The sequence below is a fragment of the Saccharothrix hoggarensis genome (assembly GCF_042678885.1).
Taxonomy (GTDB): Bacteria; Actinomycetota; Actinomycetes; order Mycobacteriales; family Pseudonocardiaceae; genus Actinosynnema; species Actinosynnema hoggarensis.
The window spans coordinates 1-11,679 of record NZ_JBHTLK010000215.1; the positions used below are offsets into that span (position 1 = coordinate 1).

Annotated in this window: 15 protein-coding genes; 9 read left to right on the forward strand and 6 right to left on the reverse strand. The window is 72.9% G+C overall.

Translation table 11 applies throughout. From position 1 onward, the window contains the following. Both cydC and ACFQ3T_RS28905 read left to right on the forward strand, forming a co-directional pair. The coding region (gene cydC, locus ACFQ3T_RS28900) for a thiol reductant ABC exporter subunit CydC (RefSeq protein ID WP_380727926.1) at positions 1-1,539 on the forward strand (1,539 nt) is incomplete at its 5' end. Further along, on the forward strand, positions 1,536-2,657 hold the full coding sequence (locus ACFQ3T_RS28905) for a GAF domain-containing sensor histidine kinase (RefSeq protein ID WP_380727928.1): 1,122 nt from the start codon (positions 1,536-1,538) through the stop codon (positions 2,655-2,657). The genes cydC and ACFQ3T_RS28905, both read left to right, overlap by 4 nt. Positions 2,658-2,868: 211 nt before the next feature. Here the strand turns inward: ACFQ3T_RS28905 and ACFQ3T_RS28910 are convergent, their stop codons facing one another. Continuing rightward, positions 2,869-3,150, reverse strand: a complete 282-nt coding sequence (locus ACFQ3T_RS28910; RefSeq protein ID WP_380727930.1) for a hypothetical protein — start codon at positions 3,148-3,150, stop codon at positions 2,869-2,871. Between the two features lie 169 nt (positions 3,151-3,319). Here ACFQ3T_RS28910 and ACFQ3T_RS28915 point away from each other — a divergent pair, with 169 nt between their 5' ends. Next, positions 3,320-3,958 (forward strand): TetR/AcrR family transcriptional regulator, encoded by a 639-nt coding sequence (locus ACFQ3T_RS28915; RefSeq protein ID WP_380727932.1) that lies wholly within the window; start codon positions 3,320-3,322, stop codon positions 3,956-3,958. A 7-nt stretch (positions 3,959-3,965) separates the two neighbouring features. Here ACFQ3T_RS28915 and ACFQ3T_RS28920 read toward each other — a convergent pair whose 3' ends face one another. Further along, positions 3,966-4,595: a response regulator gene (locus ACFQ3T_RS28920; RefSeq protein ID WP_380727934.1), complete on the reverse strand. Its 630-nt coding sequence runs from the start codon at positions 4,593-4,595 to the stop codon at positions 3,966-3,968. 60 nt (positions 4,596-4,655) lie between these two features. Here ACFQ3T_RS28920 and ACFQ3T_RS28925 point away from each other — a divergent pair, with 60 nt between their 5' ends. Continuing rightward, positions 4,656-5,138 (forward strand): GNAT family N-acetyltransferase, encoded by a 483-nt coding sequence (locus ACFQ3T_RS28925; RefSeq protein ID WP_380727936.1) that lies wholly within the window; start codon positions 4,656-4,658, stop codon positions 5,136-5,138. 50 nt (positions 5,139-5,188) lie between these two features. On the opposite strand, the gene ACFQ3T_RS28930 is transcribed toward ACFQ3T_RS28925, so the two are convergent. Then, the gene (locus ACFQ3T_RS28930; protein WP_380727938.1) at positions 5,189-5,788 is read right to left on the reverse strand and encodes a macro domain-containing protein; all 600 of its coding nucleotides are present in this window, start codon (positions 5,786-5,788) and stop codon (positions 5,189-5,191) included. Positions 5,789-5,902: 114 nt separating this feature from the next. Here ACFQ3T_RS28930 and pheA point away from each other — a divergent pair, with 114 nt between their 5' ends. Beyond that, positions 5,903-6,796 carry a prephenate dehydratase gene (gene pheA / locus ACFQ3T_RS28935; protein ID WP_380727940.1) on the forward strand — a complete coding sequence of 298 codons (894 nt, stop codon included), beginning with the start codon at positions 5,903-5,905 and terminating at the stop codon, positions 6,794-6,796. Continuing rightward, positions 6,793-7,407, forward strand: a complete 615-nt coding sequence (locus ACFQ3T_RS28940) for a histidine phosphatase family protein (RefSeq protein WP_380727942.1) — start codon at positions 6,793-6,795, stop codon at positions 7,405-7,407. Before pheA ends, ACFQ3T_RS28940 begins: the two co-directional genes overlap by 4 nt. Positions 7,408-7,511: 104 nt before the next feature. Here ACFQ3T_RS28940 and ACFQ3T_RS28945 read toward each other — a convergent pair whose 3' ends face one another. After that, positions 7,512-7,862, reverse strand: coding sequence for a metallopeptidase family protein (locus tag ACFQ3T_RS28945; RefSeq protein ID WP_380727944.1), 351 nt, complete (start codon positions 7,860-7,862; stop codon positions 7,512-7,514). A gap of 4 nt (positions 7,863-7,866) precedes the next feature. Continuing rightward, a complete protein-coding gene (locus ACFQ3T_RS28950) occupies positions 7,867-8,886 on the reverse strand; it encodes a septum formation family protein (protein ID WP_380727946.1) in 1,020 nt (339 codons plus the stop codon). A gap of 159 nt (positions 8,887-9,045) precedes the next feature. Here ACFQ3T_RS28950 and ACFQ3T_RS28955 point away from each other — a divergent pair, with 159 nt between their 5' ends. The 3 genes from ACFQ3T_RS28955 to ACFQ3T_RS28965 all read left to right on the forward strand — a co-directional run bounded on the left by ACFQ3T_RS28955 (position 9,046) and on the right by ACFQ3T_RS28965 (position 11,512). Then, on the forward strand, positions 9,046-9,723 hold the full coding sequence (locus tag ACFQ3T_RS28955; protein WP_380727948.1) for a hypothetical protein: 678 nt from the start codon (positions 9,046-9,048) through the stop codon (positions 9,721-9,723). Then, entirely contained in the window at positions 9,724-10,887 is a 1,164-nt protein-coding gene (locus ACFQ3T_RS28960; protein WP_380727950.1) for a glutathionylspermidine synthase family protein, read from the forward strand. A gap of 172 nt (positions 10,888-11,059) precedes the next feature. Beyond that, entirely contained in the window at positions 11,060-11,512 is a 453-nt protein-coding gene (locus tag ACFQ3T_RS28965; RefSeq protein WP_380727952.1) for a DUF350 domain-containing protein, read from the forward strand. A gap of 58 nt (positions 11,513-11,570) precedes the next feature. Here ACFQ3T_RS28965 and ACFQ3T_RS28970 read toward each other — a convergent pair. Next, on the reverse strand, positions 11,571-11,679 hold a 109-nt coding region (locus ACFQ3T_RS28970), incomplete at its 5' end, for a DUF6891 domain-containing protein (RefSeq protein WP_380727954.1).

Sequence of the window (11,679 nt, forward strand, 5' to 3'; positions counted from 1 at the left end):
GCCACCCCGCGGACGCCGCGTCCCACCGCCCGCTTGCTGGCCGGCGCGGCGCTGGGCGCGGCGGCGTCGTTGAGCGGGGTGGCGCTGACCGCCTTCGCGGCCTACCTGATCGCGAAGGCCGCCACCCAGCCGCCGATCCTGACGCTGTCGGTGCTGGTGGTGGGCGTGCGGACGTTCGCGCTGGCCAAGGGCGCGCTGCGGTACCTGGAGCGGCTGGTGTCGCACGACGCCGCGTTCCGGCACGCCGAGGCGCTGCGGGTCCGGCTGTGGCGGGGCCTGCGGCCCGGTCGGGCCGAGCTGAGCAGGCTCGTGGACGACGTCGACACCGTCCGCGACCTCGTGCCGCGCGTGCTCCAGCCGCCGCTCGTGGCCGCGGGCGTGTCGGTGGCGGCGGTGGTCCTGTTCACGGTCGTGGAGCCGGTCGCCGGGTTGGCGCTCGCGGTCGCGCTGGCCGTCGGCGGCACGCTCGCGCCGGTGGTCGCGGTGCTGACCGAGCGGCGGGCCACGGCGGTGCTCGCCCGGGGGCGGCGGGAGGTGTCGGAGCGGGTGCTGACCCTGTTCACGGCCGCGCCAGACCTGATCGCGTTCGGGGCGGACCGGGTGGTGCGGGCCGAGCTGGCGGCCCGTGACGCCGAGCTGGCGCGGCTGGCCCGCCGGCAGGCGCTCGGGGCGGGCGCGGCCATCGGGCTCGTCGACCTGACGACCGGTCTGGCGTCGGCGGTGTGCCTGGGCCTCGGCTTGGCTTCCGGCGTCGACCCCCTGCTGGTGCCGGTGCTCGGCCTGGTGCCGTTGGCGCTGGCGGAGGTGCTGAGCGCGCTGCCCACCGCGGCACAGCACCGTGCCGCGTTGCGCGAGTCGTACGGGCGGATCGTCGAGCAGTCGTCCGCGCCGGCCGAGGTCGGCCCGTTGGCGCGGGTCGAGCGGGCGGGGGTCGGCGGCGCGGTCGGGCTGGAATCCGTGACGGCGCGGTGGCCGGGCAGCGCGGAGCCGGTCCTCTACCGGGTGTCCGTGGACCTGCCGGCACGGGCCAAGGTCGCCGTCGTCGGGCCGTCCGGTGCGGGGAAGTCCAGCCTGTTCGCGCTGCTCCTGGGGTTCCTGGAGCCCGAGCGGGGGCTGGTGTGGGGTCCGGGGAAGGTGGCCTGGTGCCCGCAGGAGCCGATGCTGGTGTCGACCACCGTCCGGGAGAACCTTCGACTGGGTGACCCCCGTGCGGATGACGCCCGGTTGCGGTGGGCGTTGGAGGTGGCGGGCGTCCGGCTCGACCTGGACACCGTCGTCGGGCCGACCCTGCTGTCCGGCGGGGAGGCGCAGCGCGTCGCGCTGGCCCGGGCGCTGCTCTACGACGCCGACCTCGTCCTCCTCGACGAACCGACCGCCCACCTGGACGAACCCACCGCGGGGGCGCTGCTCGACCGGCTGGACGACGTGCTGCGGGACAAGACCGTCATCCACATCACCCACCGGCCGGCCGAAGCCGAGCGCGCCGACGTGGTGCTGGACGTCACCGGGGGGCGGATCAGGCGCAGGGCCTACCGTTGAGCACCGTGGACCCCGCCCGCGTGCTCGCCGCGTCGACCGAGATCACGTCGGCCGCACTCGCCGGCGACGACCCGGACGCCGTGCTGCCGCTCGTGGTGCGCAACGCCGTCGACCTCGCCGGCGCCGACCTCGGCCTGGCCATGATCACCGCCGACGACGGCACCCTGACCGTCGAGGCGTCCTCCGGCGGCGACGACCCGGTGGGCGTGGTGCTGTCCAGCCGCTCGTCGGCGGCGCGCGCGGCCCGGACCGGGGTGCCGGTCGTCGCCGACGACTTCACCACCGACCCGCGCACCGCGCCGTTCGTGCCCAAGGCGCTGCGCGGCTACGGGCCGTTCGCGGTCGCGCCGTTCGGCACCAAGGAGCGGCGCATCGGGGCGCTGGCCGTGTACCGGCGCAAGGGCGCGCAGCCGTTCAGCCGGGACACCGTGGACGTGCTGACCGCGTTCGCCGCGCAGGCCGGGCTGGCGGTCGTGCTGGCCGAGGGCTCCACGGCGCGGCAGCGGATCGCCGTCTACCAGGAGCGGGAGCGGATCGCGCGCGACCTGCACGACGTGATCATCCAGCGGCTCTACGCAACCGGCGTGCAGCTGGAGCTGCTCGACCGGCGGCTCAAGCTCGACGGGCGGGAGGCCGCGCGGCTCGCCGACGTCGTCGACCAGCTCGACCAGACGATGGCCGAGGTCCGGGCGACCGTCCGGGAGCTGCGCAGCGCCGACCCCGGCAAGCCCGCGCACGCCGACCTCGCCGGTTCCGTGCTGGCCGAGGCGCGGACGGCCGGCGAGCTGCTCGGGTTCGAGCCGGAGGTGCGGACCGAGGGCGACGTGGCCGACGTGCCCGCCGAGCTGGCCGACCACGCGCGGGCGGCGCTGCGGGAGGCGCTGTCCAACGTGGTCCGGCACTCCGGCGCGCGGCACGTGGTCGTCGCGCTGCGCCGGACGCCCGACCGACTGGACCTGGAGGTCGCGGACGACGGCTGCGGCATCCCGCGCGGCGTCGCCAAGCGGGGCCTGCGGCACCTGGAGGAGCGGGCGCTGGCCGCGGGCGGCGGGTGCGAGATCACGTCGTCGCCGCGCACCGGCACGACGATCACCTGGCACGTGCCGCTGCGCCCGTGAACCCGCGCCCGTGAACCCGCGCCCGGGAACCCCGTCGATCAATGGCAATTCGTGGACCGGTGCGCCCGAGGGCACTTGATCCCCTCGCCATCGCAATGGTCGCAATCCGCAGTGTTGAAGGGGGTCGGGGCGAAGTGGCCGCGACCGCCGCAGTGGTCACATTCGATCTTCCAAGTACCGCAATGCGAGCATTTCTCATTCCTCATGGGACTCATCGCCCTTGCCTGCGCCAGTTGCGCTCTTCGACTTCCCGCTGTCGGATCACGCCGGCGGCGATGATCTCGTCACGAGTGTGCTCGCGCTGCCTGATGTGCTTGATGTGGACGCACGGTTCCGGGTCCCTGACCTGCGGCAACCAGATGGTCACCGGCCAGGCCAGGCCGATCGCGCCCGCTGCCGCCATGCCTTGCTCGTGTGGCTCGGCGGGTACGCCGTGACGACGACCGAAGTACCGTCTTCCGACAATTCTCATGATGATGAAGTAGAGAACCACAGCACCAACAATCCACCAATTCATAACCAGTGTCCCGTCTCTCGATCAATCGGAGCGAGATGTCTGCAATCGCGACTCGCGACTGAACTGTGAACTAGATCACACAGGATGTTACGCCGTTCGGCGCTATAGGGTCAAGGCTGAACTTGTATGGATGTAAACTTGGCTTGTGGCGCCTTCAGCCGGTAGGTCCGACGATGCGCGGCTCCGCGGTGCCGCGACGAAGCGCGCCCGCAGTCGTGCCGCGATCCAGGCCGCGGCGGCCGAGGTGTTCGCGGCGCGGGGCTGGCTCGCTACTCGCGTGGAGGACATCGCCCGCGCAGCCGGGGTCAGCACGCCGACTGCCTACAACCACTTCCCGGGGGGTAAGCAGCAGCTGATGGGCGAGGTTTACCGACCGCTCGTCGATCCGCTGCTCTCGGCGGCCGATGCGGCGATCCGGTCACGAGTTGACCCGTTCGAGGCGGTGAGGGCCCACGTCAGTGCGCTGGCGCAGCTCGCACGTCGACACCAGCGGCTGACCGAAGCCCTGGTCATCGCGGTCGGCGAGCAGACCGCGAAGGTCGGCCGGCCGACCGTGCCGGACCCGAGCGACATAAGGATCATCGTCCCGCTGACCGCACCGCTCACCCAACTCCTGGAGTACGGGCAGTTGGCTCGTGCCTTCCGTGACTACCCACCTGCGGCGGACACCAGCTCGTACCACACGAACGCGATCCTGCTTCGCGTCTTCTCGCGCCCCGACGAGACGCCCCAAGACACGGCGCGGATCGCGCTGAGTCAACTCATCCCGGCTTTGGACCGGTAGGCGCGAATCAGCGGGACCGGCGGGCCACCCACGCCGCCGCCTGCGTGCGGCGCTCCATGCCGAGCTTCGCCAGCACCGCCGTGACGTAGTTCTTCACGGTCTTCTCGGCGAGGAACAGCCGCTCGGCGATCTGCCGGTTGGTCAACCCCTCGCCGATCAGGTCGAGCACCCGGCGCTCCTGCTCGGTCAACGCGTCCAGCACGTCGACCTCCGCCGGCCGCCGCATCCGGTCCAGCACGCGCGCCGTCGTCTGCGGGTCCAGCAGCGACCGACCGGCCGCCACCTCGCGCACGGCCGTCACGAGGTCCTGCCCGCGCACCTGCTTCAGCAGGTAGCCGGACGCGCCCGCCATGATCGCGCCGACCAGCGCCTCCTCGTCGTCGAACGCGGTCAGCACCAGGCACCTCGGGCCGTCCGGCAGGGCCCGCAGCCGCCGGCACAGCTCGACCCCGCCGCCGTCCGGCAGCCGCACGTCCACGACCGCCACGTCGGGGCGTGCGGCGCCGGCCCTCGCCAGCGCCTCGCCCACACCGCCCGCCTCGGCGACCACCGAGATGTCGTCCTCGTCCTCCAGCAGTTCGCGCAGCCCTCTGCGCACCACCTCGTGGTCGTCTACGAGCAACACTCGCACCGGCACGAACCAACCATAGGTCGAATGCCGGTACCCACCGCGCCCGGCCGCCAAGACAGTGCAGGAATGCTGCTACGCGCGATCGAGGAAGCCGACCGGATCGTCGTCGGCAGGCTGGTGCTGGAGCTGTGGGGAGCGCACACCGCCGTGGCCCACGGCCAGGTGTTCTTCCCGGCGAGCCTGCCCGGGTTCCTGGTGGAGCACCAGGACCAGGTCGTCGGCCTGCTCACCTACGCCACCGCCGACGCCCACCTGGAGATCGTCACGATCGACGCCCTGCGCCGAGGCCGGGGCGTCGGCACCTCGCTGGTCGACGCCGTGGTGCGGCGCGCCCGGCAACTCGGGTGCTCCCGCATCCGGCTCACCACCACCAACGACAACCTCGACGCCCTGCGCTTCTACCAGCGGCGCGGCTTCCGGCTCGCCGCGCTGCGCCCCGACGCGGTGCGCGAGGCCCGTCGGCTCAAGCCGGAGATCCCCGGCGTCGGGGACTACGGCATCCCCATCACCGACGAGCTGGACCTGGAGCGTTGGGTCGCGCCGCGCTAGTTGTCCACAGGCCCCAGCCAGGCTGTCCACAGGTTGTGCACAACCCGGGGCTACCGGCTGGGGAGCGGGCTGAACACCTCGTCCCAGGCCGCCGCCACCTGCCGGGCGCAGGTGGCGGGGGCGACCCCGCCGACCCCCGTGCCCAGGCCGGGCATGGCGATCGTGCGGACGACGTCGCGCAACGGGCGGCCGTCGTCCAGCCGGCCGCCCAGCCACAGCCGCAGCACGGCCCGCGCGGCCAGGTACGGGTGGACGGTGTCCTCGGGCAGCAGCTCGCCGGGCTGCCGCATGGTCGGCGCGCTGATCAGCCACTCGGGCTCCGGCTCGCCGGTCGGCACGACCAGCGCCTCGCCCACCGGCAGCTCGCCGCCGTGCAGCCCCAGCACGGCGCTGCGCACGTTCCCCTCGACCATCGGGAACGCCCGCGCGTAGACGGCGTCGATGCCGCCGCGCATCCAGCCGGACGAGTTGGCGGGGCTCACCACGGCCTCGGCGACGATGTCGAGCACCGAGCCGCGGTGCACCTCGACGCCGGTCCGGCCCTCGGCCACCGCGAGCCACGCACGGGCCAGCGGTTCGTCGACGGCGCACAACACGAGACGGGGAACTGCTACCGGAGCGTTGATCTCACCCTCCGAATCGGCGGACACGGCCCCAGCATTCCAGGAGAACCCGTTGCGGCGGAACGGGGGAAGGCACCCGCCCCGCAGGTGATCCTCGCCTCAACGACACCGGTCCGGCCCGGTCCTCGTATCGTTGCGGCCGTGCTCGCCTACTTCGGACCGCAGGGAACGTTCACCGAGCAGGCCGCACGCGGCTTCGCCTCTCCGCAACAGGAACTGGTGCCGTTCGACACGGTGCCCGCCGCGCTCGCGGCGACCCGGCGCGGGGAGACCGAGGCGGCGTGCGTGCCGGTGGAGAACTCCGTCGAGGGCGCGGTGCCCGCCACGATGGACGCGTTGACCGAGGGCGCGCCGCTGGTCGCGGTCGCCGAGGCGGTGCTGCCGGTGCGGTTCAGCGTGCTGGTGCGGCCCGGCGGCGAGCCGGTGCGCACGGTCGCCAGCCACCCGCACGCGCTGGCGCAGGTCCGGCACTGGCTGGCCGAGCACCTGCCGACCGCCGAGGTGGTCGCCACGACGTCCACGGCCGCCGCCGCGCGGGCCGTGCTGAACGGCGAGTTCGACGCGGCGGTGAGCGCGCCGGTGGCCGTGCGGCACTACCCGCTGGAGGTGCTGGCCACCGACGTGGCCGACGTGCGGGACGCGAAGACCCGGTTCCTGCTGGTCCGCAGGCCCGGCCCGCTGCCGGAGCCCACCGGCCACGACCGCACGTCCGTCGTGTGCACCGTGCCGGACCGGGTCGGCGTGCTGTCGGACCTGCTGAGCGAGCTCGCGCTGCGCCGCATCAACCTGACCCGCATCGAGTCGCGCCCCACCAAGGGCAAGCTCGGCGAGTACCGGTTCTACATCGACCTCGACGGTCACGTGGCCGAGCCGCGCGTGGGCGACGCGCTCGCCGCGCTGCACCGGCACTGCCCGCAGACCCGGTTCCTCGGCTCGTACCCGAAGGCGGAACCGGGCGGCCCGGTCGTGGGCAGCGAGGAGTTCGTGGCGGCGGCCGAATGGGTGGACTCGATCCGGAGGGGGCACGGCGCGTGAGGTTGATCCTGGTCAGACACGGCGAGACGGCGTCGAACGTGAAGATGGCGCTGGACTCCCTGCCGCCAGGTCCGCCGCTGACCGACGCGGGCGTGGCGCAGGCCGCCGCGCTCGCCGAGGACCTGTCCCGCGAGCCCCTGGCGGCCGTGTACGCCAGCACGGCGGTGCGGGCGCAGCAGACGGCCGCGCCCGTGGCGGCGGCGCAGGGGCTCGACGTGGAGGTCGTCGACGGGGTGCAGGAGATCTACTGCGGCGACCTCGAGGGGCGGCACGACCGCGAGGCGTACGGGATCTTCGTCGAGACCGTGAAGCGGTGGGCGGAGGGCGACCTCGACGTGCCGCTGCCCGGTGGCGAGAGCGGGCGCCAGGTGCTCGACCGCTACCTGGCCGCGGTGGACAAGATCAGCGCCCGGCACCGGGACGGCGAGACGGTGGTGCTGGTCAGCCACGGCGCGTCGCTGCGGATGGCGGCGCTGGCCCTGGCGGCCGACGTGGGGCCGGAGCTGGCCGAGGCGGGCCTGCTGCCGAACACCGGCCGGGTGGTGCTGGAACGCGTCGGCGACGGCTGGCGCTGCACGTCGTGGACCGGCGTGGACGTGCGCGGCGCCTGACGACGGGACGGAACGGGGCGCGGGTCGCGGCGGCCGGGACGGGCGGGGCGTGACGCCAGGCGGGCGAGGGTGACGACGGACGGGCGGGGCGCGGTGGACCGGGCCTAGCCCCAGCCCAGTTCGTGCAGCTTGTCGTCGTCGATGCCGAAGTGGTGGGCGATCTCGTGCACCACGGTCACCACGATCTCCTCCACCACGTCGTCCTCGTCGTGGCAGATGTCGAGGATCGCCTCGCGGTAGATCGAGATCCGGTCCGGCAGCACGCCGCCGTACTCGGTGGTCCGGCTGGTCAGGGCGATGCCCTGGTAGAGCCCGAGCAGGCTCGGCTCCTCCGGGTTGCGGTCCTCGACCAGGACGACCACGTTGTCCATCGCCGTCGCGAACTCCGGTGGGATGAGGTCCAGCGCCTCGCCGACCAGTTCCTCGAACCGCTGACGGGTCATCTCCACCGGCACGGCGTCACCTCGATCGCGAAGTCGGGGTCGTGGTCGTCGTCTCCGGCGCGTCGGAACCGGACGAGGGCGGCGCCGACGAGCTCGTGTTGGACTCCGAGTGCAGCGGCGCGCCGGTCGGCTCGTCCTGCTGGACGGTCGTCGTCTGCGGCGGGTTCGACGTGGTCAGCGGCGGTGCGTTCGGGTTGCGCACGCTGCCCTCCCACGCGGTCAGGACGTTGTTGGCCGGCACCGCGCCGACCTTGCAGTTCACCAGCCGCGAACCCGCGGCCCAGCTCTCCGGCGCCCTGGTGTCCCAGGTGACGATGAAGCCGCGGGCCTTCAGGTCGGCGCCGCCGCTGTACTCGGCCGCGATCCGGCCGCACTCGACGCCGAGCAGGCGGTCCTGCTCGCCCGGCGGCAGGTAGTCGCCCGGCCGCAGCGCCACCACGCCGACGATCTCGTACGCGTGCGGCTTCGCGCACTCCACCGGGTCGCCCACCGACCGGCTCTCGGTGATGCCGAGGCACACGCCGGGGTCGTACACGTCGGACTGGTCCTGCGTGCGCGCGCTGCCGTACGCGGGCAGCAGGCCGCCCGCCGGACCGGCCACCTGGAGGCCGCAGCGCAGCGTCCGCTCGCCCTGGCCCCACATCCGCTCACCGGGGTTGAGCGGGCCCACCGTGTACTTGCCGAACGGGTCGAACTTGCCGGCCAGGTAGGTGAGCGACATCTGGACGCACTGCTCCTGGCTGATCTGCTGCCACTGCGCGTCGTCCGGGAAGGGCGCCTGCGGGCCGTGGGCGGCGGAGATGTCCGCCACTCCGGTGACCTCGAACAGGTGCTGCTGCGCGCAGTCGACCACGGCGATGTCCGTCAGGTCCGGACGCGTCCAGTTCAGGCACTCACCGGCCTCAGCTGCGAGAACGGGGTTCGAGGTGGTGCTGACCGTGCCGCCGGCGGTCCCGCCGGAGCCCACCGGCCACGACGTGAAGGCGCTGAGGCCGAGCAGTGCGAACGCGCCAGCGAACGCGCCGAGCAGGACCATCTGGTCACCTCGACGAAACCAACGCGCGGTCGCGGCCATCTACACCATGATGCCTGTGTCGGCCGACGAGACCTCAGGGCGGGGGGACTGTGTTGCTTTTGGGACACTCGTCACCCATTCGGCGGCCGATCTCTGTACCGTGCCCGCCGGGAGTGGCTGATGACTGAGAACGAGAACACCGGTAACGCCGCGACGCCCGGGCAGGGTGGCCCGAGCGGACCGAACGGACCGGGTGCACCGGGGCCGCAGGGTGGTGGCGCGACGCCGCCGTACCTGCCGCCGACACCTCAAGGACCGCCTCAGGGCCCACCGTCGGGCGGGCGCGGTCAGATCCGCCACCAGGAGCCCGGCCGGACCCAACCCCGGCCCGCGACCCTGGCCGAGCAGCGCGCCCGCGCGCAGGCGATCGAGCAGCAGCGCGAGCAGCAGCTGGCCGTCGAGGCCGAGGAGGCACGGCGCAAGAAGGTGCGCAAGCGCCTGCTCATCGGCGGCGGCGTGGCCGTCGGCGTGGCCGGCGTGGTGGCCATCTGGTACGCCGCGTCCAGCCCCGACGACGTGGTGGCGCAGTGCGTCCGCGACGACGTGGTGGTCGAGGACCAGTACTGCGACGAGAGCTACGCGCGGACCCACGGCGGGTACGTCAGCGGCGGGTTCATCTACATCGGTGGCAGCTCGTACCGCTACAACTACGGCGCCCCGGCCACCCCGGTCGGCCAGAAGATCAGTGGCGGCAGCTACACCTTGCCGAAGGGCGCGAACGTCACCACGAAGTCCGGCTCCGTCGTCCAGCGCGGCGGGTTCGGCGTGTCCGGCGGCAGCAAGAGCGGGGGCAGCTGAGTGCGTCGGGAGTCCTCCGCGCCCCGGCCGAACTGGCAGCGCACCGTCTCCGACCAGGGCCTCGTGTTCGGCGCGCCGGCCAAGGCCGCCGACGGCAGCCCGCGCCCGTACTGGGACGAGTCGGCCCACTACGTCTTCGACATGAGCGAGGTGCTCTCGCTGGAGGCGGACGTCGAGCTGCTGCACAACCTCTGCCTCGAAGCCGTCGACAACGTCGTGCTCACCGAGCGCTACCGCGACTTCGGCATCAACGAGTGGCTGTGGCCCGCGATCGCCGAGTCGTGGAAGCGCCGCGACCCGCACGTGTACGGGCGGTTCGACCTGCGGTACGACGGCAGCGGCCCGGCCAAGCTGCTGGAGTACAACGCCGACACGCCGACGTCGCTGCTGGAGGCGTCGGTCGTCCAGTGGAACTGGAAGACCGACGTGTTCCCCGAGGACGACCAGTGGAACTCCATCCACGAGAAGCTGGTGGAGCGCTGGGCCGAGATCGGCGACCGGCTGCCGTCGAACGAGCTGCACTTCACCTGGTCGGGCGCCGACCCGTCCGGCGAGGACCACGTCACCGTCGCGTACCTGCAGGAGACGGCGGCCGAGGCGGGCATGAACACCGTCGGCCTGGCCATCGAGGAGATCGGCTGGGACCCGCTGCTCAAGCGGTTCGTCGACCTCGAGGACGCGCCGATGGGCACGGTGGTGAAGCTCTACCCGTGGGAGTGGGTGGTGGACGAGCAGTTCGGCCGGTACGCCGTGGAGAGCCTGCCCGGCACCCTGTGGGTCGAGCCGCTGTGGAAGATGCTGCTGTCCAACAAGGCGCTGCTGGCCGTGATGTGGGAGATGTACCCCGGCCACCCGAACCTCCTGCCCGCGTTCCTGGACGACCCCGGCCTCCTCACGGAGTACGTGCGCAAGCCGCGGCTGGGCCGTGAAGGCGCGAACATCCAGATCGTCGCGCCCGGCTACGAGACCCAGACCGGCGGCATCTACGGCAAGGAAGGCTTCGTCTACCAGCTGTTCGACCCGCTGCCCGAGTTCGACGGCTACCGGCCGGCGCTCGGCGCGTGGGTCGTCGGCGACGCGTCCGCGGGCCTGGGCATCCGGGAGACGGTCGGCCTGGTCACCGACGACGGCGCGGCGTTCGTGCCGCACAGGATCGTCGAATGACCCCCACCGCCACCGCGCCCGTCCCCGGAACGACCACCCCCGGAAGCACCACCCCCGCGACGACCACCCCGGCTCGACCGCACGCACTCGACCGGATGAACGCCCCGCTCCCGTCGTCACCGGCTCCTTCACCGGCGGCACAATCGATCAACCTGCACACCATGGAGGGTCAGTGATCACCCAACTCGCGTTGGACCCCGGCTTCGGCGCCGACATCGCCGGCGGCGTCGGCGCGATCGCGCTCTACGCGATCGTCGGCCTGGTGCTGATGGTCTTCGGCTTCTACGCCATCGACTGGACCACGCCCGGCAAGCTCAGCGCCCTCGTCCGCGGCGGCGCCCCGAACGCGGTCATCGTGACCTCGGCCGGCCTCGTGAGCATGGCGCTGATCGTCGTCGTGGCGATCTGGAGCGCGGCGGGCAAGCTGGACGAGGGCCTGCTGTCGGCCCTGATCTTCGGCTTCGTCGGCATCATCGTCCAGGTGCTCGCGGTCCGGCTGCTGGAGTGGGTGACCCGGCTCGACATCGGCTCGCTCATCGAGTCCGACCGGTTCGCGCCGGCCAGCGCCGTGGTCGCGGCCGCGCACGTCGCGCTCGGCCTCGTGGTGGCCGTGGCCATCTCGTAGCCGGTCCCAGCCGTGTCGGAGGGGGTGCGCCCGAGCCGGGCACACCCCCTCCGCGCGTTCAGCCGACGGGGAGCCGCTGCCGCCACGTCAGCGGCGACACCTGGATGCGCGCGCCAGGCGACCCGTCCCACACGACCGGCAGCCCGCCCGCGGTGAGCGCCGCGACG

Excerpts from the sequence above, each read along its gene's own strand:
- ACFQ3T_RS28925 (WP_380727936.1), top strand. The coding sequence starts at position 4,656 with ATGCTGCTACGCGCGATCGAGGAAGCCGACCGGATCGTCGTCGGCAGG.
- ACFQ3T_RS28950 (WP_380727946.1), bottom strand. The coding sequence starts at position 8,886 with ATGGTCCTGCTCGGCGCGTTCGCTGGCGCGTTCGCACTGCTCGGCCTC.
- ACFQ3T_RS28955 (WP_380727948.1), top strand. The coding sequence starts at position 9,046 with ATGACTGAGAACGAGAACACCGGTAACGCCGCGACGCCCGGGCAGGGT.